The organism is Microbacterium sp. T32 (assembly GCF_001619615.1).
Lineage (GTDB): Bacteria > Actinomycetota > Actinomycetes > Actinomycetales > Microbacteriaceae > Microbacterium.
The window spans coordinates 53222-76210 of record NZ_LQQP01000001.1 but is presented as its reverse complement, the minus strand read 5'-3'; the positions used below and the strand labels follow the sequence as shown (position 1 = coordinate 76210).

The 22989-nt window shown below is 70.8% G+C and carries 27 protein-coding genes; 12 read left to right on the top strand and 15 right to left on the bottom strand.

What is annotated here, in order from left to right; genetic code table 11:
• Positions 1-41: 41 nt before the first annotated feature.
• Positions 42-812: an endonuclease domain-containing protein gene (locus AVW09_RS00385; protein WP_156495894.1), complete on the top strand. Its 771-nt coding sequence runs from the start codon at positions 42-44 to the stop codon at positions 810-812.
• Between the two features lie 322 nt (positions 813-1134).
• On the opposite strand, the gene ccsB is transcribed toward AVW09_RS00385, so the two are convergent.
• From ccsB to AVW09_RS00350, 7 genes are all read right to left on the bottom strand, one after another.
• A complete protein-coding gene (gene ccsB, locus AVW09_RS00380) occupies positions 1135-2151 on the bottom strand; it encodes a c-type cytochrome biogenesis protein CcsB (protein WP_063256030.1) in 1017 nt (338 codons plus the stop codon).
• Positions 2152-2155: 4 nt separating this feature from the next.
• Positions 2156-3880, bottom strand: coding sequence for a cytochrome c biogenesis protein ResB (gene resB, locus AVW09_RS00375; RefSeq protein ID WP_156495893.1), 1725 nt, complete (start codon positions 3878-3880; stop codon positions 2156-2158).
• 13 nt (positions 3881-3893) lie between these two features.
• On the bottom strand, positions 3894-4643 hold the full coding sequence (locus tag AVW09_RS00370) for a cytochrome c biogenesis CcdA family protein (RefSeq protein WP_063256025.1): 750 nt from the start codon (positions 4641-4643) through the stop codon (positions 3894-3896).
• Positions 4640-5245 carry a TlpA family protein disulfide reductase gene (locus AVW09_RS00365; protein WP_082822727.1) on the bottom strand — a complete coding sequence of 202 codons (606 nt, stop codon included), beginning with the start codon at positions 5243-5245 and terminating at the stop codon, positions 4640-4642. The genes AVW09_RS00370 and AVW09_RS00365 overlap by 4 nt, the downstream gene beginning before the upstream one ends.
• On the bottom strand, positions 5245-5889 hold the full coding sequence (locus AVW09_RS00360; protein WP_063256023.1) for a histidine phosphatase family protein: 645 nt from the start codon (positions 5887-5889) through the stop codon (positions 5245-5247). Before AVW09_RS00360 ends, AVW09_RS00365 begins: the two co-directional genes overlap by 1 nt.
• Positions 5890-5987: 98 nt before the next feature.
• Positions 5988-6692, bottom strand: a complete 705-nt coding sequence (locus AVW09_RS00355; protein WP_082822726.1) for a DedA family protein — start codon at positions 6690-6692, stop codon at positions 5988-5990.
• A gap of 88 nt (positions 6693-6780) precedes the next feature.
• A complete protein-coding gene (locus AVW09_RS00350; RefSeq protein WP_156495892.1) occupies positions 6781-7173 on the bottom strand; it encodes a hypothetical protein in 393 nt (130 codons plus the stop codon).
• Between the two features lie 68 nt (positions 7174-7241).
• Between AVW09_RS00350 and AVW09_RS17815 the strand changes: the two genes are divergently transcribed.
• Genes AVW09_RS17815 through AVW09_RS00330 form a run of 4 tightly spaced genes read left to right on the top strand, consistent with a single transcriptional unit; the run spans position 7242 to position 11890 of the window.
• Positions 7242-7985 (top strand): hypothetical protein, encoded by a 744-nt coding sequence (locus AVW09_RS17815; protein WP_063256018.1) that lies wholly within the window; start codon positions 7242-7244, stop codon positions 7983-7985.
• Entirely contained in the window at positions 7982-9238 is a 1257-nt protein-coding gene (locus tag AVW09_RS17810; RefSeq protein WP_063256015.1) for an adenosylhomocysteinase, read from the top strand. The genes AVW09_RS17815 and AVW09_RS17810 overlap by 4 nt, the downstream gene beginning before the upstream one ends.
• Positions 9235-10530 carry an amidohydrolase family protein gene (locus AVW09_RS00335; protein WP_156495890.1) on the top strand — a complete coding sequence of 432 codons (1296 nt, stop codon included), beginning with the start codon at positions 9235-9237 and terminating at the stop codon, positions 10528-10530. The genes AVW09_RS17810 and AVW09_RS00335 overlap by 4 nt, the downstream gene beginning before the upstream one ends.
• A complete protein-coding gene (locus tag AVW09_RS00330) occupies positions 10523-11890 on the top strand; it encodes an NtaA/DmoA family FMN-dependent monooxygenase (RefSeq protein ID WP_063256009.1) in 1368 nt (455 codons plus the stop codon). The genes AVW09_RS00335 and AVW09_RS00330 overlap by 8 nt, the downstream gene beginning before the upstream one ends.
• Here the strand turns inward: AVW09_RS00330 and AVW09_RS00325 are convergent.
• A complete protein-coding gene (locus AVW09_RS00325; RefSeq protein ID WP_063256006.1) occupies positions 11881-12879 on the bottom strand; it encodes a nucleoside hydrolase in 999 nt (332 codons plus the stop codon). The two genes, AVW09_RS00330 and AVW09_RS00325, sit on opposite strands and share 10 nt — an antisense overlap.
• 178 nt (positions 12880-13057) lie before the next feature.
• Here AVW09_RS00325 and AVW09_RS00320 point away from each other — a divergent pair, with 178 nt between their 5' ends.
• The 5 genes from AVW09_RS00320 to AVW09_RS00300 all read left to right on the top strand — a co-directional run bounded on the left by AVW09_RS00320 (position 13058) and on the right by AVW09_RS00300 (position 18627).
• The gene (locus AVW09_RS00320; RefSeq protein ID WP_063256004.1) at positions 13058-14296 is read left to right on the top strand and encodes a sugar ABC transporter substrate-binding protein; all 1239 of its coding nucleotides are present in this window, start codon (positions 13058-13060) and stop codon (positions 14294-14296) included.
• Positions 14293-15240, top strand: a complete 948-nt coding sequence (locus AVW09_RS00315; protein WP_063256002.1) for a carbohydrate ABC transporter permease — start codon at positions 14293-14295, stop codon at positions 15238-15240. The genes AVW09_RS00320 and AVW09_RS00315 overlap by 4 nt, the downstream gene beginning before the upstream one ends.
• Positions 15237-16118, top strand: coding sequence for a carbohydrate ABC transporter permease (locus tag AVW09_RS00310; protein WP_082822725.1), 882 nt, complete (start codon positions 15237-15239; stop codon positions 16116-16118). Before AVW09_RS00315 ends, AVW09_RS00310 begins: the two co-directional genes overlap by 4 nt.
• A gap of 40 nt (positions 16119-16158) precedes the next feature.
• The gene (gene aspS, locus AVW09_RS00305) at positions 16159-17499 is read left to right on the top strand and encodes an aspartate--tRNA(Asn) ligase (RefSeq protein WP_063255999.1); all 1341 of its coding nucleotides are present in this window, start codon (positions 16159-16161) and stop codon (positions 17497-17499) included.
• A 72-nt stretch (positions 17500-17571) separates the two neighbouring features.
• Positions 17572-18627: an ABC transporter ATP-binding protein gene (locus AVW09_RS00300; RefSeq protein ID WP_063255997.1), complete on the top strand. Its 1056-nt coding sequence runs from the start codon at positions 17572-17574 to the stop codon at positions 18625-18627.
• 9 nt (positions 18628-18636) lie between these two features.
• On the opposite strand, the gene AVW09_RS00295 is transcribed toward AVW09_RS00300, so the two are convergent.
• The 6 genes from AVW09_RS00295 to AVW09_RS00275 all read right to left on the bottom strand — a co-directional run bounded on the left by AVW09_RS00295 (position 18637) and on the right by AVW09_RS00275 (position 20530).
• A complete protein-coding gene (locus AVW09_RS00295) occupies positions 18637-18939 on the bottom strand; it encodes a Dabb family protein (protein WP_063255995.1) in 303 nt (100 codons plus the stop codon).
• The gene (locus tag AVW09_RS00290) at positions 18936-19214 is read right to left on the bottom strand and encodes a glutaredoxin family protein (RefSeq protein ID WP_063255992.1); all 279 of its coding nucleotides are present in this window, start codon (positions 19212-19214) and stop codon (positions 18936-18938) included. Before AVW09_RS00290 ends, AVW09_RS00295 begins: the two co-directional genes overlap by 4 nt.
• A 28-nt stretch (positions 19215-19242) precedes the next feature.
• A complete protein-coding gene (locus AVW09_RS00285) occupies positions 19243-19536 on the bottom strand; it encodes a rhodanese-like domain-containing protein (RefSeq protein WP_063255990.1) in 294 nt (97 codons plus the stop codon).
• A gap of 85 nt (positions 19537-19621) precedes the next feature.
• Positions 19622-19720: a 30S ribosomal protein bS22 gene (locus tag AVW09_RS17065; protein ID WP_003792170.1), complete on the bottom strand. Its 99-nt coding sequence runs from the start codon at positions 19718-19720 to the stop codon at positions 19622-19624.
• 83 nt (positions 19721-19803) lie between these two features.
• Positions 19804-19995, bottom strand: coding sequence for a helix-turn-helix domain-containing protein (locus tag AVW09_RS00280; protein ID WP_022877899.1), 192 nt, complete (start codon positions 19993-19995; stop codon positions 19804-19806).
• A 139-nt stretch (positions 19996-20134) separates the two neighbouring features.
• Entirely contained in the window at positions 20135-20530 is a 396-nt protein-coding gene (locus AVW09_RS00275) for an ArsR/SmtB family transcription factor (protein ID WP_022877900.1), read from the bottom strand.
• 94 nt (positions 20531-20624) lie between these two features.
• Here AVW09_RS00275 and AVW09_RS00270 point away from each other — a divergent pair, with 94 nt between their 5' ends.
• Together AVW09_RS00270 and AVW09_RS00265 are read left to right on the top strand one after the other, a co-directional pair.
• Positions 20625-22040, top strand: a complete 1416-nt coding sequence (locus AVW09_RS00270) for a TrkH family potassium uptake protein (protein WP_063256198.1) — start codon at positions 20625-20627, stop codon at positions 22038-22040.
• The gene (locus tag AVW09_RS00265) at positions 22033-22704 is read left to right on the top strand and encodes a potassium channel family protein (protein ID WP_063255988.1); all 672 of its coding nucleotides are present in this window, start codon (positions 22033-22035) and stop codon (positions 22702-22704) included. The genes AVW09_RS00270 and AVW09_RS00265 overlap by 8 nt, the downstream gene beginning before the upstream one ends.
• On the opposite strand, the gene AVW09_RS00260 is transcribed toward AVW09_RS00265, so the two are convergent.
• The gene (locus AVW09_RS00260) at positions 22701-22988 is read right to left on the bottom strand and encodes a DUF1905 domain-containing protein (protein ID WP_063255985.1); all 288 of its coding nucleotides are present in this window, start codon (positions 22986-22988) and stop codon (positions 22701-22703) included. The genes AVW09_RS00265 and AVW09_RS00260 overlap by 4 nt on opposite strands.
• Position 22989 lies beyond the last annotated feature (1 nt).

The following is a 22989-nucleotide window of genomic DNA, read 5'->3' as shown; positions in this document are numbered from 1 at the left end:
TGTTCGCGCGCGACCTCGCGGCGCCGTTTCATGGCATCCGCATGTCTTCCGACCGCGATCTCGGCACGCTTCTCGAACGATGCCACGCGTACGCCCCTCGACTCCGAGGGCCGCAGTTCTTCAGCCACACCACGGCCGCTGTCGTCTGGGATCTGCCCCTGCCCGCCTCTGCCACGCATGACCTGCACGTCTCGGCGAGCCCGCCCGCACGGGAGCCGCGCACGTCCGGAGTCATCGGTCACCGGATACTCATGGATGCCGCCGACCTCACCCTCCGTTCGGGGCTCCCGGTTCCCGCGGCCGCCGAGACCTGGGCACAACTCGGCGGACTGGTTCCTCGTGATGCACTAGTGGCCGCAGCCGACGCGATCCTGACGCGCGGCGACGCAGCCGTGGAAGACCTCCGGGCAGCCGCCAAGCGGTTACGCCGCCGCGGCGCTGCCGACCTCACCACAGCCCTCGAGCTCGCCCGTCGCGGTGCGGAGTCACCGCGCGAGACCGAGGTGCGTCTCATCCTGCAGCGGGCGGGCCTTCCCGAGCCGGAACTGAACAGCGACCTCATCGACGACGGACGCTTCATCGCGCGCCTCGACCTCGCCTACCGTCGGTACCGTGTCGCGGTCGAGTACGACGGCCGGCAGCACGCGTCGATGGAGCAGTTTCGACGGGACGCCGACCGCTGGCCGGCCATCGCGAACGCGGGCTGGATCCTCGTCCGCGTGCTGGACCACCACCTGCGGAACCCTGAACGTGACGTCGTCGCGCCCGTTCGCGCCGCGCTGATTTCCCGGGGCTGGCGTCCCGGGGTGTGAACTTCCCACGCCCCTTCCTGTGCCTTCGCCGATCCGTTCAATGTCCACAACACGCGGACGCCATGACGACACATCCGCGTGTCTTGGACACTCAACCCCCAGAAATCGTACGCACGGCGAACGCCGCAACGCGACACCGGCCGCCCACCCCCGAGCACTGGCGGCACGGGGCGAGAGCGGCCACGAACCTCCTCGACTCAGTGTCCAAGACACGCGGATGCCACCGCGGCACATCCGCGTGTCTTGGACACTCAACGTCAGCCGCCGACCCCATGCGGCGCGTCTTGGACACTCGGCACCCCGGCAGCCCGGGGGCGCCGCGTCAGGTCGTGAGGCCCGAGTAGGCGTGGAGGCCCTTGAAGAAGACGTTGACGATCGTGAAGTTGAACAGCACGGCGGCGAAGCCGATGATCGACAACCAGGCCGAACGGGTGCCGCGCCAGCCGCGCGTCGCGCGGGCGTGGATGTACCCGGCGTAGAGGACCCAGATGACGAAGGTCCAGACTTCCTTGGTGTCGAAGCCCCAGAAGCGACCCCACGCGTCGTTGGCCCAGATCGAGCCGGCGATGAGCGTGAAGGTCCAGAAGATGAAGCCGACGATCGCGAAGCGGTAGGCGAGCGATTCCAGGGCGTCGGCGTTCGGCAGCGTCTGCAGGAAGCTGCGGCGGGGGGTCGCGGCATCCGAGGAGGCGGCGATCGCGAGCTTGCGCTCGCGGCGCGTCTGCAGCAGCTGCATGACCGACAGGCCGAACGCGAGCGCGAACAGCGCCGTCGCGAGCGACGCGACGAACACGTGGATGACGAGCCACACCGACTTGAGCGGGTCGGCGAGCGGCACGACCTCGACGTGGAACGCAAGCGTCGCGCCCCCGAGCAGCACGACCGCGAGGCCCGTGATGAGCGCACCGAGGAACCGCAGGTCGAAACGCGTCAGCACGACGAGGTACACCGCGACGACTAGCAGCGTGCCGGTGAGCGCGAACTCGTACATGTTCGACCACGGCACGCGCCCCGCGGCCACACCGCGCAGCACGTCGCCGGCGAGGTGGAAGAGGAAGCCGAGCGCGACAAGAGCGGTGCCCATGCGGGCCCACAGGTACCGCGGCTTGGCGGCGGAGGTCCCGGATGCCGAGGACGTCGGCGGCGCGACGAGGACGCCGCCGCCTCCCGCGGTCACGAGCTCGCGCGCGACGACCTCGTCCTTGGCCTTGATCGCGAGGTCGGAGCGGCGGGCCAGGTCGATCGCGTAGGCGATGAAGGCGAGCACGTAGATCGCGACGGCCGTCCACACGAGGAGGAGGGAGATCTCGTCGAGCAGGAGGGGGTCGGTTCCGGGCATGGTGTCAGTCTACTTTTCCGGTGTCGGGGCGGCTCTGGTCATCGGCGGGGAAAGGCGCAGGGTCCGGCAGGGAAGCGCGGTGCCGCTCCACCACCTGATCCACGGCCGAGGCGAGGGTGGGGTCTTCTCCGCGGGCGAGGCCGGCGTACTCCACGCGCACGGTGTCGCCGTCCGGCGTGGCCTTCACCCACATGCGGCGGCGGGGCACGAACAGGGCCGCGAGCAGTCCGAGGGTCGCGAGCGCGGCGAAGCCGAGCACCCAGGGACCCGCGAGGTCGCGGTGGATCGACAGCGACGCGAAGCGCTTGACCGATCCGGCGTACCCGGTGGAGCCCGCCGGGGCCTCGTTCTCGAACGTGATCGTCCCGAGGCCGTTGGGGAGGTCCTGCGTCTCCCCCGGCATGAGGCGCAGCGCCGGCGTGCCGCTGTCGCCGCCGGCGATCTGCGTCATCCCGGTCGGGTCGAGCGTGTACACCGAGCGCGGGGTTCCGTTGTCGATGCCGAGGTCACCGGCGTACACGCGGAGCGTGAGCACGGGGTACTCGAGGTCGCCGTAGGTCGAGGTCAGGGCACCCGAGGTGAGCGTGTCCATCGTCGGGTAGAAGAACCCGATGAGGCCCAGCTGCTGCGGCATCCCGTCGGCGACCTTGATCACGCCGAGCGAGGTCATGTTGGCATCCTGGGGAAGGAAGGCCACGGAGTCGTGGAACACCTCCACGCCCTGGGCGTTGCGGATCGTCACGGTCGGCGCGTAGCCGTTGCCGAGGAGGTAGACGCGGTCGCCCTGCACGTCGAGCGGGTGGTTGACGCGCACCTGCCCCTCCTGCCGCTGACCGTCGGGCGTGAGGGTGGTGACGTTGGCCGCGAAGTCGCCGGCCTGCCCCGAACCCGGCTGCCCCGGCGGAACGTAGGTGACGTCGAAGCGGTCGAGCGTCATCGAGTAGGGCGCGAGGGCGTTGGTGTTCACGAACCGGCCGGGGTTGAAGGAGGAGTAGTCGAGCAGGCTGTTGGTGAACGCCTGACCCTCGACCAGCACCCGCTGCCCGGTGTACGTGAAGCCGCCGCCCACGCCGACCGCGATCAGCACGCCGACCAGCGCCGCGTGGAAGACGAGGTTGCCCGTCTCGCGCAGGTACCCGCGCTCCGCGGAGACCGAGAACGCGCCGCGCCCGTCGTACCGGGCGATGCGGTAGCCGCTCTTGCGCAGCTGCGTCGCGGCGGTCTCGACAGCGGATGCCGCGACCGAAGCGGCATCCTGCCCCTCGGGAACCGACACCGTCACGGAGCGGTGGTCGTCCAGACGCGAGAGCCGCGCAGGTGTGCGCGGAGGCTGCGAGCGCAGCGCCTTCCAGTGGTGCTTCGTGCGCGGGAGGACACAGCCGATGAGCGAGATGAACAGCAGGATGTAGATCGCCGAGAACCACGGCGACGAGTACACGTCGAAGAGGCTGAGCTTGTCGAGCACCGGCGCGAGGTCGGGGTTGTCGGTGAAGTACTGCGTGACGCCGTTCGGGTCGGCGCCGCGCTGCGGCACGATCGACCCGGGCACCGCCGCGATCGCGAGCAGCAGGAGCAGCACGAGCGCGGTGCGCATGCTCGTGAGCTGCCGCCAGCTCCACCGGAGCCACCCGATCACGCCCAGGCGGGGCGACGTGATGTCGTCGCCGGAGGGCGCGGCGGAATCGGCGTGATCGGAGGGGCGGAGCACGCCGTCGGTCGGTTCGGCCACGGATTTCCCTCGGTCAGAGCGGGAGTTGGACACCCTGCATCACCCCCTGCAGGCTCGACATCCACGAGCCCCACAGCCCGGTCACCATGAGGAGACCCAGCACGATGAGCAGCGCACCGCCGATGAGGTTGACCACGCGGATGTGCCGGCGGACGAACGCGACCGAACGCGCCGCCCACCCGAAGCCGATGGCGAGGAGCAGGAACGGGATGCCGAGCCCCAGGGAGTACGCCAGCCCCAGTAGCGCCGCCCGCCCGGGGTCGCCGAGGTTGTACGACACGGAGAGGATCGCGGCGAGCGTCGGGCCGATGCACGGCGTCCAGCCCACGCCGAGCGCGATGCCCAGCAGCGGTGCGCCGACGAGACCGAGGCCGCCGCGGGCCTGGAACCGGACGGTCCGCTGCGCGAGGCCGAAGAGCCCGATGAAGACGAGCCCGAGCACGATGATGACGACGCCCATGATCCGGGTGATGACGTCGGCGTAGCGGAGGAAGAACGCCCCGGCGGTCCCGCCGAGCACGTTGACCGCCATGAAGACGAGCGTGAATCCGGCGATGAACAGCAGCGTTCCCAGCACGAGGCGCGAGCGTCCCGGAGGGGATGCCGATCCCCCGCGCGGCGCGACGGCCCCGCCGATGAAGCCGAGGTATCCCGGCACGAGGGGCAGCACGCAGGGCGAGAGGAACGAGATCAACCCCGCCGCGAGGGCGACGGGCAGCGCGAGCCAGAGCGCCCCGTCGAAGACGAGAGCTCCCGGGTTCACGCGCTCTCCGCGACCACGGTCTGCACCATCGCTTCGAGGATGGATGCCTCGGGCAGCTCGCCGATCACACGCGCGGCGACGCGCCCCTGGCGGTCCAGCACGAGCGTCGTGGGGGTGGCGTTGATGGGCGTCTTGTCGGCGAACGCGAGCTTGAGCTCGGCGTCGCTCACGGCCATGAGGCTCGAATAGGACACGTCGTTGTCGCGTGCGAAAGACAGCGCGGTGGCGGGCTGGTCGTACGTGTTGACGCCGAGGAAGGCGACGTCCTGCCCCTGGAACGACTGGTAGGCCTGCTCGAGGCGCGGGGCTTCCACGATGCACGGGCCGCACGTGGCGTACCAGAAGTTCACGACGAGCACCTTGCCGGCGTAGTCGGCGCTCGTGGCGGTCGACCCGTTGTCGAGGGTGCCCGAGAACTGAACCGGTTCCCCCCGCTGATCGGGGGCGATCTCCTGCGTCTGGAACCCGTTCGCGGCGATGTAACCCTTGTTGTCGCCGGCGCGGTACTGCTCGGCGAGCGGGTCGGCGCTGCACGCAGCCAGACCCGCCACGAGGGCGAGCGCGGCGGTGGCGGCCGCGGCGGCGGAGAGGATTCGGCGCATCAGACGGCTCCTACGTCGACGGCTCCGGCCGTGGCGGCCGGCTCGGCGTACGCCACCTCGACCCAGCGCGAGGAGCCGTCGGCGCCGTCTCGCCGCTCGAAGCTCGTCACGCTCGACAGCGCACACCGGCGCTTGCGGGGGTCGTGGCGGGTGGGTTGGCGGGAGAGGGCGAGGTGCGTCACCCAGATGGGGAGCTGGTGCGAGACGACGACGACGTCGCCCGACGGCACGCGCTCCCACGCGTCGACCATGGCCTCGGTCATGCGCGCGACGATCCGGTCGTAGGGCTCGCCCCAGCTCGGTACGGCGGGACGCGACAGATGCCGCCAGTTCAGGGGGTTGGCCAGGGCCTTCTTCATCCGGCGCCCCTCGAACACGTTTGTCGGCTCGATGACGCGATCGTCGATGAACGGCTCGATACCGAACAGCTCGACGAACGGCTGCGCGGACTCGCGCGTGCGCTGCAGCGGCGAGACGACGAGCGCACCGATCGGCCGCTCGAGCCCGTGCACGTACTCCGCAGCCTGGCGGGCCATGCGGCGTCCGTCGACGCTCAGTCCGAATCCGGGGAGCCGACCGTAGAGCACGCGACGCGGGTTGTGGACTTCCCCGTGGCGCACGAGATGGAGGCGGTCGGCGGGCACCCGTCAAGTCTACGCGGCGGGTCTTGTGGGCCGGCTGAGCGAGGGATGCCGTTGGTTCGACGCCGTCCTAACCGCTCGTCGACCGCCCAGGACCCCGCTCAGGCGTCGCGCCGCGAGGCCAGCAGCGACCGCACCCGCGCGTAGAGGAACCACGCGACGCCGACGGCGACCGCGGCGATGACGACGTACTGCAGGACGTCGGCGTACTGCTCGATGACGTGCCAGTTCTCGCCGAGCAGGTAGCCGGCGAGAACGAAGATCGTGTTCCAGATGAGGCTCCCGGCCGCCGTCAGCAGACCGAAGCGCCACAGCGGCATCTTCGCGACGCCCGCGGGGATGGAGATGAGGCTGCGGAAGATCGGCACCATGCGCCCGAAGAACACCGCCTTGCCGCCGTGGCGCTCGAACCACGCGACGGTGCGGTCGACGTCCTCGGGGTGCAGCAGCGGAACCTTGGCCGCGATCGCCCGCAGGCGAGCAGCCCCGAGCCAACGCCCCAGCCCGTAGAGAGCGAACGCGCCCACGACGGAGCCGAGCGTGGTCCACAGCAGTGCCTCGAACAGCGTGAACGACCCGCGGCTGGCGGTGAGGCCGGCCATCGGCAGCACGACCTCGCTGGGCAGCGGCGGGAAGAGGTTCTCGAGGGCGATCGCGATGCCGGCGCCGATCGGGCCGATGATCTCCATGAGCGAGACCGCCCATTCCGACAGCGACGTGAGCCAGGACTGCTCGCCGGAGGACGAGTACGCGGACGCAGGACGCAGCGCGTGCATGCCGCGGAGGGTGAGGGTGCTGTCGGTCATCGGGTGCCTTCGCGCTCGGTGATCGGCCGCCCGTCCGGACGCCCGCCCGCAGCCTAGAGCCGCCGCCTCCGCGGGACCTGTGAACGGATCAGGATGCCGAGATCCCGGCGCTCACGATCGCCGCGGCGACGAACCACGTCGCGGCCATGACCACGATGCCGACCAGCGGCACCCAGAACGTGATGCGGTGGCGGACCAGGCGCACGATCGCGACCACGACCGCGACGAGCAGCACGACCCACGGCGCGATCACCGCGGACCAGAAGCCCACGTTCATGACGCCGTAGTCGCAATTGACCGAACCGCACGCGTCCGCCGCGAACGCGAGGAAGAACCCCGCGTACGAGCACGCGAGCGCGGCGAGCGGGAGCAGCACGAGGAAGACGATCGTGAGAGCCAGGTCCCATCCCCGTCGTGCCGGTCGCGCCGCCGGTTCGGGCCGCAGCGTCCGGTACGAATCCGGGGAGAGGGAATAGGTCACGCGCGCCATCCTAGAGATCCGGCGTCATCGATTCGCGCTGCACCGGCCCCGCGCCGTACGTTCGAGCCGTGCCGTCCTCCACCCCCGCTCTCCCCGTCGGGCTCGACGGTGGATTCCCGATCACCCGCAGCCTCCTCGCGGCCCGGTCGGTCGAACCCTCCGTGCTGACCTACGGGGGTGCGCTGCCCGCCCTCCCGTCCGCGCTCCGCGCCGCTGTGCGCGAGACCTGCGGCCTCGACGTCTCCCCCGGCGCCGACGGCCCCGACCCGCTCGCGTCGCGGGCGTTCGGCATCCTGTACGCGCATGTCCGCGCCGAGCAGGTCGTGCTCGCCGTCTCGGCCCGCACGAACCTCACCCTCGCCGGCAGCACCGTGCGGATCGTCGGCGACGACCCGCTCGCGACGGCGCTCACGACGGTGCTGCGGCGCCTGGGCGCGTCCGTCGTGCGCGCCACGGACGATGCGATCGAGCGGCTCGCCGCGCGGCTCGACGGCGTCCGTGTCGAGGCCGTCGCGGACCCCTCCACCGCGCACCTCACGCTCCTGACGGGCGTCGGCCACGACGGCATCCGGGCGACGCACCTGCCCGGCCTCGTCGCGGACGCCTCCCCCCGACCGGTGGATGCCACCGACCTCCCGTCTCCGCGCCCGCACGTGCGCACGACCCCGAACGGAGCGCTCGTGGAGATGCCGTCCCCCCTCCCCGTCGAGGGCGAACGCCCCACCGCGGCGCAGCTGCACCTCGCCGACGCGCTCGTTACGACCCTGATCGCCGCCGACGAGACCGTCTTCGCCACGGCGGTGACCCCGTGAGCGGTCGGATCGCCGACCCGTCGCTGTGGCGCGCGGGCCATGACCGCATCGAGTGGGCGCGCGCCCACATGCCCGTGACGACCGCGCTCGCGGCTCGCCTGACCCGCGACGGCACGGTCGCGGGGGTGCGCATCGGCGTGTCCGACGTGCTCGAGCCGAAGACGGCGACGATCGCGCTGGCCCTCGCCGAGGCCGGCGCCGACGTGACGGTCACCTCCGCCGGCCGCAACACCGACGACGCCGTCGCCGCCGCGCTCGCCCACGCCGGACTCCCGGTCTACGCCCGTGCCGACGCCGACCGCGCCGAGGACCGCGCGAACGCCCTGGCCCTCCTCGACCACCGGCCCCACGTGATCGTCGACGACGGCGCCTCCACCATCCGTCTCGCGCACCTCGAGCGTCCCGCGGTCGTCGACGGGATGCGCGGCGCGACCGAGCAGACGACCTCCGGGGTCCGGCCGCTGCGCCGCATGGAGGCCGAGGGCGCGCTGCGCATCCCGGTCGTCGCCGCGAACGACGCGCGCTCGAAGTCGCTGTTCGACAACATGCACGGCACCGGCCAGTCGGTCGTGTTCGCGGTGGCCGACGTCGCCGACCGCTCGTTCCGCGGGGCGACCGTCGCGGTCGTCGGGTTCGGACGCGTCGGCACCGGCATCGCGCAGCACGCGGCCGCCCTGGGGGCGCGCGTGGTCGTGACCGAGACCGATCCGGTCGCCGCCCTCCAGGCCGCGTTCGCCGGCTTCGAGGTGCGGACGCTCGCCGAGGCCGTGCGGCACGCCGACATCGTCATCTCGGCCACCGGCATCCGTCACACGATCGACGTCCCCCACCTCGACGCGCTCCGCAGCGGAGCGGTCGTGGCCGTGGGCGGCGGTGTCGGGCAGGAGATCGCCCTGGATGCCGCCCGCGCGGCGGGGGCGGTCGAGATCGCGCGCACGGGCGCCGTCTCGGTGCTCCGGATGCCGAGCGGAGCGGAGGTGCGCGTCCTCGACGACGGCAACTGCCTCAACGTGAGCGCGGCCGAGGGCAACCCCGTGGAGATCATGGACCTCTCCTTCGGCGTGCAGCTCGCCTCGGTCTCCCACGTCCTCGCGACGCCCGACCTCGCGCCGGGCGTGCACGAGCTCCCCCGCGCAGCCGACGACGAAGTCGCCGCGATCGCCCTCGCGTCCTTCGGCGGAACGCTCGACACCCCCTCCGCGGCGCAGCGCGCGTTCCTCGCGGCATGGAACCCCGACGGGGACGAGGAGTGACCGTCGTCGTCCACCGCGCGTCGGTCGTCCTCTCGCCCGGCTCGCCCGCGCTGACCGACGGTGCGGTCGCGGTGGCGGGCGGCCGTATCGTCGCCGTCGGCCCCGCCGACGAGGTGCTCACCGCCGCCGGCCCCGACGCGGAGATCCACGAGTGGGACGGCGCGCTCACGCCCGGCCTCGTCAACGCCCACACGCACCTGCAGTACAGCGACATGGCCGCCGTCGGGCTCGCCGCGCACGACGGCTTCGAGTCGTGGATGAGTGCCTTCATGGAGCTGTACCCCCTCCCCCGCGACTGGGGGACGTCCGCCGCCGCGGGCGCGGCCCTCGCCCTGCGCTCGGGCACGACGGCGGTCGCCGAGATCGTGACGGACGCCGCCGCCGGATCCGCGGTGCACGACGCGGGCCTGCACGGCATCGCGTTCTGGGAGGTCCTCGGCTGGACCGAACGCGCGTGGAACGTCGACGGCGAGCGCACGGTCCGCGCGCAGCTCGCCGCCCTCCCCACGCCCCCGGCCACCGGCCTCTCGCCGCACGCGATCTACTCGCTCGACACCGCCGTCCTCCGCGACCTCTCCGTGCTGGCCCGCACGCTCGGCGTGCGCCAGCACATCCACGCGGCCGAGTCGGCGTGGGAGGACGCGTACGTCCGCTCGGGCACCGGCGACCTCGCCGAGCGCTGGCGCGCCAACGGCCGCGGCGAGTTCGCGCTGCTCCGCGACGGCGGCGTCGGCACGGGCGTCATCCGGTACCTCGACGACTTCGGTGCCCTGACCCCGTCCACGCACCTCGCGCACGGGATTTACGTTGATGCCGATGACCGGGCGCTGCTGCGCGAGCGCGGCGTCAGCGTGGCCCTGTGCCCGCGGTCGAACGCCGTGATCGGCCTCGACCCGGCACCGGTCGCGGCCTACCTGCGCGAGGGCAACGCGATCGCCGTCGGAACCGACTCGCTGTCCTCCTCCCCCAGCCTGTCGCCGTGGCACGACGTGACCGCGCTGCACGACATCGCCCGCGCCCAGGGCTACGCCGACGACGACCTCCACGCCCGCCTGTTCGCCGCCGCGACCCTCGGCGGCGCGCACGCGCTCGGGATGGATGCCGACACCGGAGCGCTCCGCGTCGGAGCCCGCGCCGACCTCGCCGTCTTCCCCGTCGCCTCGGATGCGCCGCGTGACGCGCTCGCCGAGCTCGTCGAAGCCGGACCCGCCGAGGCCACCCTCACCGTCGTCGGCGGACGCGTCCGCTGGGCGACCACGACCGCCCACGAACGGATCACCGCCCATGTCTGACCCACGTCCCCTGCTCTTCGGCCTGTACGAGCAGGCTTGTGTCGGCAACGGCTCCTCGGCCGCGAGCCTGTGGACGCACCCCGCCGACGACCGGCTCTCCGCGACCTCCCTGCGGTACTGGCTCGACCAGGCCCGCCGCGTCGAGGAGGCCGGAATGGACCTGTTCTTCTTCGGCGACGTGCTGGGGCTGTACGACACGTACCGCGGCGGGGCGGAGACCGCGCTGCGGCACGGCGTCGAGATCCCCGCGCTCGACCCGATGCTCCACATCCCGGCGCTCGCGGCGGTCACCGACCGCCTCGCGTTCGGCACCACGGTGTCGACGACGTACGAGCACCCGTTCGCGCACGCGCGGCGCTTCTCGACGCTCGACCACCTGACCGCCGGTCGCATCGGGTGGAACGTCGTGACGTCCTACCTGCCGGGTGCCGCGGCGAACTTCGGCCTCGACGTCCTCGCGCACGACAGCCGCTACGACCGCGCCGACGAGTTCCTCGACGTCGCCTACGCGCTGTGGGAGCGCAGCTGGGACGACGACGCGTTCGTCGGGGACAAGGCATCCGGGGTCTTCGCCGATCCCGAGAAGGTGCACCGCATCGATCACGTCGGCGAGCACTTCCGCGTCGCCGGTCCGCACCTGGTCACGCCGTCGCCGCAGCGGACCCCGGTCATCATCCAGGCCGGGTGGTCGCCGCGCGGCCGCGAGTTCGCCGCGCGCCACGCCGAGCTGATCTTCGTGGGCGACTCCGACCCGGTCGCGGTGCGCGAGGGGCTGGCCGGCATCCGTCGGCGGGCCGAGGAGCTGGGCCGGGATGCCTCTCAGATCCGCGCCGTCGTCGGCATGAACCTCGTGGTGGCCCCGACCGCGATCGCCGTGCAGGAGAAGATCGACTCCCTCCAGGCCCACTACGCCTCGGAGGCGCAGCTCGCCGCGTACGCCGGCTGGGGCGGCATCGACTTCTCGCTGTACGCCGACGACGAACCGCTCGTGAAGCGCGCGACGAACGCGACGCAGACGAAGGAGACCCGCAGCGACGCCCCGGTGCTCACCGCCGGCGACGTCCGCCGCCAGTTCTCGCGGGTCACCGCGTTCGCGGACGACCGCTTTCTCGGCACCCCGGACGCCGTCGCCGACGCGATCGGGGAGTTCGTCGAGGAATCCGGCGTCGACGGCTTCCTGCTGCACCCGTTCCTGTCGCCCGGCTCCGTGGAAGACTTCGCGGGGCTCCTGGTCCCCGCGCTCCGCGAGCGGGGGCTGTACGGCGGATTCCCGCAGGACGGCACGTTCCGCTCCCGCCTGCGCAGCGACCGCCGCGACCGTCTCGGCGACGACCACCCGGCCCGCTCTGCTCACCGCTGAGGTCGAGTGGGTCCCGTCGAGAGCGCCTGGACGAACCGGCGCAGGAACTCGGTGCCGTCGAACGCCGTGACCGCGCGGATCGTGGGCCCCTCCGGGGTGCCCCACACGAGCGGCAGACCGTCGTGCGTGAGGGCGATGCGGGTGGCGAGCGAGTCCGCGTACGGCGTGAAGTCGACCGGCCCTTCGATCCAGCTCGTCACGATCTCCGGCCGGTGCAGCACGACGGTCGCGAGACCGTCGTGGGCCGAGGAGATCCGACGCCCCCACTTGTACTGGTAGAAGTCGTTGTACGCGTCGAGCACCTCGCCGGCGAACGTCGCCCAGGGCGTCCCGACCCCGCGCAGCACCGCGAGGACGTGTTCGTCGAGGATCGCGGTGGCCGTGACGTTCACGCCGACCATGATGACGTTGCCCGCGTTGCGCGCCCCGAACACGATCTCGGCCGCGCGACGGTCGTTCGCGGTGTTGGCATCCGTCAGCGTCGCCCCGCCCGGCGCCGGGTAGGGTCCCGCACCGCCCATGATGACGACCGAACGGAACTTCAGGAACAGGTCGGGGTCGCGCTCGAGCGCGCGTGCGATGTTGGTGAGCGGTCCGAGCGGGTGGAGGTCGACCTCCCCGGGGTTCTCCGCGGCGATGCGCACGATGGCATCCACCGCGCTCTCCTCCTCGACGCGCAGCTCCGCGCGCTCGAAGCGGTCGCCGAGGCCGTCGGTGCCGTGCACGAAGTCGGCGATGGAGGCCTCGCCCTCGATCGGCGCGGCCTCGCCCAGATGCACCGGGATGTCCTCGCGCCCGGCCAGCCTCAGCACGGTCCGGACGTTGCGCGCCGAGTCGACGACCGGCGTGTTGCCGTAGATCGTGGTGATCGCTTCGATCCGCACGTCGGGCTGCGCCAGCAGGTACATCAGGGAGTGCGCGTCGTCGAGACCCGTGTCGGTGTCCACGAGGACGCGGCGGACGGAGGGGACGGGAGAAGGGGATGCCATGCTCTCACCCTGCCCGTTCGTCCCCCGCGACGCGGCCGGGTGTTACATCGCGTGACACGTTCGTTCCCTGTTCGTCACGACGAGACCGCAGAGTGAAGGGTGACGCGGGCGGCCCCGACCCGCGTCCACCAGCACATGTCGACCGACGCCTCCGGCGTCGTCGGGAACGGACACACACATGGCATCCACGGCTCAGCGACTGCGTCGCGTCGCCCTGCCCGCGGCAGGTCTCACCGCGGCCCTCGCCCTCACCGCGTGCGCGGGCGGCCAGGCGGCCCCGGCACAGACCGACGGCTTCGACGGCGTGAAGCTCACGGTGTGGAACAGCATCGACTTCGAGCCCTACCAGGGCCTGCAGAAGCAGTACTTCGAGTCGTGCGCGGCCGACCTCGGCATCACCGTGGACGTCGAGACCCAGTCCGGCGACTACACCACCAAGCTCCTCCAGGCCGCCGGCGCCAAGTCGCTCCCCGACGTCGCGCTGCTCTCCACCGACACGCAGCTGCCCCAGCTCGCGTCGCAGGGCGTGCTCGCCGACCTCGGTCAGTACGACATCACGACCGACGGCCTCGCCGACAGCGTGGCCGGTCTCGGCACCTACCAGAACACCCTCTACGGCCTCCCCGTGCAGGTCGAGGACTACGCGATCTTCTACAACAAGGCCGCGTTCGCCGCCGCCGGTGTGTCCGAGACCGCACCGAAGACCTTCGACGACCTCGTCAAGCTCGCCGGCTCCCTCACCACCGCCGACCAGAAGGGCATCGTCCTCCCGGGTATCGCCGGTGACGGCTCGACCCCGGTCTACTTCCTGCCGTTCCTCCTCTCGGCCGGCGGCGACCCCGCCGACCCGACCGGTGCCGGATCCGTCGCCGCGGTCGACCTCTACAAGAACCTCGTGGCGAACGGCTCGCTGTCGTCCGAGTTCGTCAACTGGGGCTGGGACTCGATCGACCAGTGGACCTCGCAGAAGGCCGCGCTGACCGTGTCGGGTCCGTGGAACCTCGTCGACACCTCGATCCCGTTCGAGTGGGGCACGTTCCCCTTCCCCACCGCCAAGGCCGGTGAGTCTTCGAAGGTGAACCTGCTCGGCTACGTCTACGGCGCCGCGGCGAACTCGGATGCCAAGAAGGAGGCGGCCGCGGCCGCCCTGATCAAGTGCCGCGCCTCGGAGGAGAACCAGATCGACACCGCCGTGCAGGGCGGGTACATCCCCGCGCTGAAGACGGCGCAGGACGCCTTCGTCCAGAAGGTCCCTTCCGCCGCTCCGTTCGTGGATGCCGTCGACGGCGCCTACAACTCCGCGCAGCTCGGCACCGAGTGGAACACCCTGCAGCAGCAGTACGTCGACGCCATCCAGGCCGCGACGGTCGGCGGTCAGACGGCCCAGGCCGCGCTGGAGCAGGCCAGCGGCAAGTGACGGCGGACACGCTGACGACGACCGGCCGGTCGGGGGCTCGCACCCCCGGCCGGTTCCGGCGTTCTCTGGCGGCGCGTCAGCGCGGTGAGCTGTGGGGCTTCCTGACCCCGGCCATCGTGTTCTTCGTCGTCTTCTTCCTCTTCCCCCTCGGGTACGGCGTGTACATGAGCACGACGAACTTCACGACGGGGACCTTCATCACCGGCCGCGCCCCCTTCGTCGGGACCGCGAACTTCGAGGCCGTCCTCGCGGAGCCGGTGACCTTCCGGGCTCTGGCGAACACCCTCACGATCACGATCGTCTCGGTCGTCGTGGAACTCGTGCTCGGTCTCCTCCTCGCGCTGCTGTTCGCGCGCCGCTTCCCCGGCAGCCGGTGGCTGCCGACCCTCATCCTCCTGCCGTGGCTGCTTCCCGCCGTGGTCGTCGCAACGGTCTGGAAGTCGCTGCTCGCCGGCGACGGACCCATCAACGACGTCCTCGGGTCGATCGGCATCCCGGTCCAGGCGTGGCTCGCCAACCCCGCGACCGCCCTGCCCGCCGTGATCGTCGTCGCGGTCTGGGCGAGCCTGCCGTACTGGGCGACGATCCTCGGCGCGGCGCTCAAGCAGGTGCCCGCGGAGCAGCTCGAGGCCGCGCAGCTCGACGGCGCCGGGTCCTGGCGCCGCCTCGTCTCGATCGTGATCCCGACCATCTGGCCGGTGATCTCCGTGCTCGTCGTGATGAGCGTCGTCTACACGCTGCTCATCGTCGACCTCGTGCTGGTGCTCACCGCCGGCGGTCCCGCCAACAGCACCGTCACCCTCGGGCTGCTGTCGTACCGGCAGGCCTTCCAGCAGTTCCAGTTCGGACTCGGCGGTGCGTACGGAATGCTGCTGCTCGGCATCAGCATCCTGTTCGCGATCGTGTACACCGTGATGTCGATGCGCCGGGAGCGTGACGAATGACCGCGACCCTGCCCGCCGCCCCCGCCGTGGTCTCCACCGAGCCCGCCACAGCCGCCGTGACCGCACGCCGTCGTCGTCGCGGCTGGACGTGGACCGTCGTCACCGTCGTCGTGCTCGCGGTGTACCTCTTCCCCGTCTACTGGATGATCTCGGCCTCGCTGCAGCCGTCCGCGAACTCCACCGACACCGCGTGGTTCCCGACCTCGCCGGGCCTCGGCGGATACGAGAAGGCGCTGGACGACGCCGGGATCGGGGGCCTGCGCGTCTCGGTGCTCGTGTCGCTCGGATCGGTCCTCGTGACGCTGCTCGTCGCGATCCCCGCCGCGTACGCGCTGAGCCGCCTCCGCTCGCGCGCCGTGAGCATCGCGCTCATCCTGCTGCTGCTCGCGCAGATGATCCCGAGCGTGGTCCTGGCGACGTCGTTCTACGCGATGTTCAACTCCTGGGGCCTGCTCAACACGTTCATCGGACTGATCCTGGCCAACTCCACCGCGGGCGTGCCCTTCGCCGTGATCGTCATGCGGGCCTTCATGCTGCGCCTGGATGCCGAGGTCATCGAGGCCGCGACGGTCGACGGGCTGGGGCCGCTCGGCGTGCTGTGGCGCATCGTCGTGCCGCTCTCCCGCAACGCGATCGTCACCGCGGGCGTCTTCGCGTTCCTCTTCAGTTGGGGCGACCTGCTGTTCGGGCTGACGCTCGTCAACCGCAACGAGATGTACCCCATGTCGGTGCTGATCCTCGCGCTGTCGAACTCGAACCTGAACACGTGGGCCGCGACCATGGCGGCATCCCTCATCGCGAGCGTGCCCGCGCTCGTCGTCATCCTCGCCGCGCAGCGGCACGTCAAGGAGGGTCTGACGGCGGGCTCCGGCCGCTGAGGCGCGGGCGCCCGTCGCCCCGCACGTAGACTGGCTTCTCGTGAGCGAACGCGTCCTCGTCCAGCAGCTGAAGTCCCTTCCCGCCGGCCCCGTCTCGGTGTCGGGGTGGGTCGAGACCGTCCGCGACCAGAAGAAGGTGCAGTTCGTCGTCCTCCGCGACGAGACCGGCGCCGTCCAGCTGGTCAACCCGGCCACGCGCCCGTCGGAAGAGGCGGGCGACCAGGATGCCACTGCCCTGGCGCTCACCGAGACGATCGGCGGCCTGGCCAACGGCACGTTCCTCACCGTCCGCGGCGAGCTCAAGCACGACGAGCGGGTCAAGCTCGGCGGCGTGGAGATCAAGATCGGCGAGCTCGAGATCGCCGCCGCGGCCAACCCCGAGACGCCGATCGCAGCCGACAGCGGTCTGGACAAGCGCATGGATTGGCGCTTCCTCGACCTGCGTCAGCGCCGCAACAACCTCATCTTCCGCGTCCAGACGACCCTCGAGCACGCGATGCGCACGTATTGGGTCGAGCGGGACTACATCGAGATCCACTCGCCCAAGCTCATGGCCTCCCCGTCGGAGTCCAACGCCGAGCTCTTCGAGGTCCCCTACTTCGAGGACAAGACCGCGTACCTCGCGCAGAGCCCCCAGTTCTTCAAGCAGATGGCGCAGGTCGCCGGCTTCGGCAAGATCTTCGAGATCGCACCCGCGTTCCGCGCCGACCCCTCCTTCACCAGCCGCCACGCGACCGAGTTCACCTCCGTGGATGCCGAGATCAGCTGGATCGACTCGCACGAAGACGTCGCGCGCATGCAGGAGGAGCTCCTGCAGACGGCGTTCCAGGCGGTCAAGGACAAGCACGGCGACGAGATCCAGGAGCTTTTCGGCGTCGAGGTCCAGGTGCCCACGCTGCCGTTCCCGCGCATCCCGCTGGCCGAGGCCCGCGAGATCGTCGCGGCCCGCGGCTACGACATCCCGCGCACCGACGGCGACCTCGACCCCGAGGGCGAGCGCCAGATCGCCGCGCACGTGCGCGAGGCGTTCGGTCACCAGTTCGTCTTCGTGACCGACTACCACCCGGAGATCCGCGCGTTCTACCACATGCGCGACCCCGAGACCGGGCTGACGAAGTCGTACGACCTGCTGTTCAACGGGGTCGAGATCACCACGGGCGCGCAGCGCGAACACCGCGTGGACATTCTCGTGGAGCAGGCGAAGGAGAAGGGGCTCGACCCCGAGCACCTCGACTTCTACCTCGACTTCTTCCGCTTCGGCGCTCCCCCGCACGGCGGCTTCGGCATGGGTCTCGCGCGCGTGCTCATGCTTCTGCTCGGCGAATCGTCGATCCGCGAGGTCACCTACCTCTTCCGCGGTCCGACGCGTCTCGCCCCCTGAGTTCGCCCACACGACGCCCCGGGTTCACTCCCCGGGCCGGGTGAGGTCATTCCCCTCGCCTACCGTTTCGGCATGGTCGTCGACAGCGCCGCGCTGACCGTCCCCTCGGACGGTTCCTCGGGCGCGGGCTGGAGCATCCGGCTCGACGGTGTCGGGCGCGTGCGCGGCGGAGAACGCGTGGTCGACGGGGTCGATCTCCACCTCTCAGCCGGCACGATCCTCGCGATCGTCGGGGAGTCCGGCTGCGGCGCGACGACCCTCGCGAACATCATCGCCGGACGCGAGCGGCCCGACGACGGCGAGGTGCGCATCGACGGACGTGCCCGGCCCGACGCCCCCCGGCTGGCCGCGGTCTTCACCGATGCCGCACCCCGCTTCGGTCGGGTGCGCGACGTGGTCCTGCCTCGGGCCGGTGGGAACCCCCGCGTCGGCGCCGAGATCGACCGGCTTCTCGCGCTCGTGGAACTCCCCGACCCGGACGCACCGGTCCGCCGGCTGTCCCGCGGTGATCGCCAACGTCTCGCGATCGCCCGCGTGCTCGCAACGGAGCCGCGCGCCCTCGTCCTGGACGACGCGCTGAGCGCGCTGCACACGTCAGCTCGCGAGCGGCTCCGCGACGCCCTCGTGCGGGAGCTGCGTCGTCGCCGGACGACGACCGTGTGGGTGACGCGCGACACCGCCGAGGCGATCGCGGTCGCCGATCGCGTGATCGTGCTGCACCGCGGCCGGGTCGCCGCCGACGGCACCCCGGAGCAGGTCTACGCGCGCGCCGACGAACCGGCGGTGGCCGCGGTCCTCGGACCGGTCGACACCGTACCCGGGATCGTGGAGGGCTCCGTGGTGGACGTCTGGGGACAGCACCTGCCACTCGCGGCCTCCGCGCACGACGGGCACTGCGAGGTGCTCATCCGTCCGGAGAACGTCGTGTTCGTCGCGCCAGACGCCCCCGGGGTCGACGGCGTCGTCGAGGAGAGCACGTTCCTCGGGCACATACGTCGGTCGCGGGTACGCACGAGCGACGGCAGCCTCGTGCACGTGGAGCACGGCGCGCAGGCACGCCTCGACGACCACGCCCACGTCCGGATCGCGCTCGCGCCCGTTCCGGTGACGACGCGTCCCCTCAGCTGAGGGCGGGCCTCAGACCGGGAAGTCGATTCCGGCGCGCTCGGTGACGACAGAGCGGACGAACGCCGACACCTCCTGGTGCGCGGGGTGCACCTGATAGCGCTCGAGCGCCTCCACGTCGGCGAACTCGCTGACGAGCACCACGTCCCAGTTGGTCTGCGGATAGGCGACGTTGCGCCCCACCTCGAGGTGCTCGATCTCGGCGATCTCGCCGCGGAGCGACAGCAGGCGCTCCTCGATCTGCTCCGCGTGTAGGGCACGGGTGTCGGCGTCATCCGCCGCGAGCTTCCAGAGGACGATGTGACGGATGCTCACGCAGAGGCTCCTTCGGGGTCGGCCGCGAGGAGCGCGGCCCGCAGACGGTCGGCGGAGACACGCCAGTGCGTGTGCAGCTCTCCGTCGATGAGGACGACCGGGATCTTCTCCCACCACTGCTCGTACAGCGCGGCGTCCTCGGCGATCGAGGCCCGTTCGACGACGACGCGGTCCGCGACGTCGTCGGGGAGCTCGGCGACGACCGTCTCGACGATCTGCTCGGCGACGTCGCAGAGATGACAGTCGGGCTTGGCGATCAGCGTGAGGGTCGTCACGCCCCCATCCTAGGAGGGCGGGCGCGGGTCAGGATTCGACGTCGTACCCCGCGGCGATCCACTCGCCCGTGCCGCCCTCGACGTTCGTGGCGTCGTGGCCGCGCGCCGTGAGCGCCTCGACGACGCGCGCGGAGCGGCCGCCGGCCTGGCAGATCACGTCGAACGCGCCGTCGGGCAGCTGGTCCAGGTTCTCGCCGAGCGTCGACATCGGCAGGTTCACCGCGCCGGGCACGTGACCGGAGGCGAACTCGTCGACCTCGCGCACGTCGATGAGCGGACGGTCGCGTCCCTCGTGCAGATCGTGGACCGAGATGGACTGCATGAGTGCTCCTCGAGAGGACGGAATGATCGGATGCCGGATACACGAAGCGCCCGTCGGATGACAGGCGCTCGGTGTGGTGGTCGCTTTACTTCTTGTTGCGACGCTGGTGACGAGTCTTGCGAAGCAGCTTGCGGTGCTTCTTCTTCGCCATGCGCTTACGGCGCTTCTTGATGACAGAACCCACGGAAAACCTCACTAAGTCGGGGTCTGGGTGCCGATGTCGGCTCCCGGGAACGGGCAGGCGTTGGAAAAAGGCCTCGGACCAGTCTAGCCGACGTCGGAGACCGGACGCTGCACGGCCTCGGCGACGGCGGATTCGGGCACCCGATAGCTCCGGCCGAACCGCACGGCGGGCAGCTCCCCCGCGTGCACGAGCCGGTACACGGTCATCTTCGAGACGCGCATGAGGTCCGCGACCTCCGCGACCGTCAGAAACCGCACGTCGGGCAGCTCCGCCATCGATCACCCTTCGCCAGGGTGACCCTCACCCTCTGATGTGGGACACACTCTAGAGTCTGGCCGCGACGCGTGTAAACCAATGGGGCCTCTGTGACACGAGTGTGTACCGGCTACCGCGTTCCGATGACGGGAACGCTGCTCATCGGCCGGGCAGTTTGCGGAACGCCGAGGTGACGGAATGCTTCACCGACGCGGCGGCACGACCCACGACCTCCGCGGCATGCACGGCCGATTCGGGGAGCGCCGGTTCGTTCTCGACGTCGATCGAGAAGAACGGGACGAGCCAATCGTCGACCTCGTCGAGCGGGGCGACGGCGAGACTGTAGTAGCGGTGCTGCCCCTCCTCCCGCACGGAGACGAGTTCCGCCTCGCGCAGGACCTTGAGGTGCTTCGACACGGTGGGCTGACTGACCCCGAGCGCGTGCACGATCTGCGAGACGCTGGTGCCCCGCTCGCCCCCGGTGGCGCGATCGAGAAGGAGCTGAAGGATGTCGCGACGCGTTCCGTCAGCGATCACGTCGAAGATGTCCGCCATGGCATTAGGTTAGCCGCGAGCCCGCCCGAGTACCATGATTCGGGTTCCACCCCGAAGGGAGCGACGCATGGCGGCGACGCCCGAAGAGGTGAGTATGTCGATGCGCGTACGCCGCATCGCCTACCGGGCATGGGACGGACTCCGCGATCTGACGACCGCGTCGCCGGCGCGTTTCGCGGTGCTCGTGTTCGTCGTCCTGATCCTGCTGTTCACAGCGCTGTTCTCGCTGCCGGCCGCGGCCGCCGACGGCCAGCGGACCCCGCTCGCCGACGCGCTCTTCACCGCGGTCTCGACGATCTGCGTCACGGGCCTGTCGACGGTGAACATGTACAGTCACTGGTCGCCACTCGGGCACGCGATCACCTATCTCGGGGTGAACGTCGGCGCGCTGGGCGTGCTGACGCTCGCGTCGATCCTCGGACTCGTGATCTCCAAGCGCCTCGGCCTGCGCGCCAAGCTCATCGCGGCGGGCGACAGCAACCCGCTGCGCGCCCATGGCGGACCCGTGAACGAGGGCCAGACCATCCGTCTCGGCGAGGTGGGTCAGTTGCTGCGGACCGTGGCGCTGTCGACCCTCGTGATCGAGGCGGGCCTCACGGTCCTCATCTACCCGTCGCTCGTGGTCGGAGGAATCGACCCCCTCGTCGCCCTGTGGGAGGCGCCGTACTACGCCGCGATGGCCTTCACCAATACCGGGTTCGTTCCCAACGCCGACGGACTGGCCCCGTTCGCGCAGGATTACTTCCTGCTCACGGTCCTCATGATCGGCGTCTTCCTCGGCTCGATCGGCTTCCCCGTGATCTTCACGCTGTGGCGGCACTGGTGGCGTTTCCGGCTCTGGTCGCTCCACGCGAAGCTCACGATCATCACCACCGTGGTGCTGTTCTTCGCGGGCGCGGGCGTCATTCTGCTGCTGGAATACGACAACCCGCTGACGTTCGGCCGCATGGACGCGTGGGACACCACGTTCCAGGCCTTCTTCCTCTCGGCCATGACGCGCTCCGGCGGGTTCTCGGTCGTCAACATCGGCGATCTGAACGGCGCGACGCTCATCGTCGGTTCGATGCTGATGTTCGTCGGCGGGGGCTCGGCATCCACCGCGGGCGGCATCAAGGTCACGACCCTGGCGGTCCTCGCCCTCGCCGTGTGGTCGGAGGCCAAGGGGCGCCCGTCCGTGCAGGCGTTCGGTCGCCGGATCCCCAGCGACGTGCAGCGCGTGGCGCTCTCCGTCGTGGCCTGGGGTGCGACGATCGTGGCGATCTCCACGGTCACGATCAGTCGCATCACCGGCGCGCCGATCGAGTACGTCCTGTTCGACGTCATCTCGGGGTTCGCGACCGTGGGACTGTCCACCGGCCTCACCGCCGAACTCCCCGACCCCGCGGTCTACGTGCTCGCTCTGACGATGTTCATGGGGCGCATTGGTACTGTGACACTCGCCGCGGCCGTCGCGGCATCCTCCCGTTCGCAGCTGTACGCGCTGCCCGTCGAAAGGCCGATCGTTGGTTGAACGGATCCGCAGCGACGCGCCCGTCCTCGTCATCGGACTCGGGCGCTTCGGCGCGGCGTGCGCCGGCGAGCTCGACCGCCTCGACCGAGAAGTGCTCGCCGTCGACGGCAACCTCGACCTCGTGCAGAAGTGGTCGGAGCGCGTCACGCACGCGGTCCAGGCAGACGCGCGCAACATCGACGCCCTCCGGCAGATCGGTGCCCAGGACTTCCAGGTGGCGGTCGTCGCGGTCGGCTCGCTCATCGAGGCATCCGTCCTCATCACCGCCAACCTCGTCGACCTGAAAGTGCCGCAGATCTGGGCGAAGGCCGTCTCGCAGTCGCACGGCAAGATCCTTGCCCGCGTCGGCGCGAACCACGTCATCTACCCCGAGGCCGAGGCCGGCGAGCGCGTCGCGCACCTCGTCAGCGGCCGAATGCTCGACTTCATCCGGTTCGACGACGACTTCGTGCTGGCGAAGATGTACCCGCCGAAGCTCATCCGCGGCGTGGGGCTGAACGAGTCGGGCGTGCGCACGAAGTACAACGTCACGGTCGTCGGTGTGAAGAGCCCGGGCCGCCCGTTCCGCTACGCCGAGGCGAACACCGTGGTGACCAACCACGACCTCATCATCGTCTCGGGCACGAACGGCGACATCGAGCGGTTCGCCGCGCTGGATCGCTAGACCGCGATCTCCAGTTCCACCCTCGCCGTGTCGTCCACGGCGAGATCCTCGGCATCATGGAGCGCCTTCCTGATCGGCACGACGTACGCGCCGCCCTTCGGCCAGAGCGATGTCGCCACGCGGGTGGCGCCGATCGTCACGGCGACGGGGATCATCCCCCAGCCGTAGGTGACGACGGGAGCGATCTCGGCGATGGCCGCGGCTTCGGCGGGCGGCACGGTGACGAAGTGGTACGGTGCGGGTCCGCGCCAGTACCAGATCGGCCCCTCGAACCGCAGACGCACC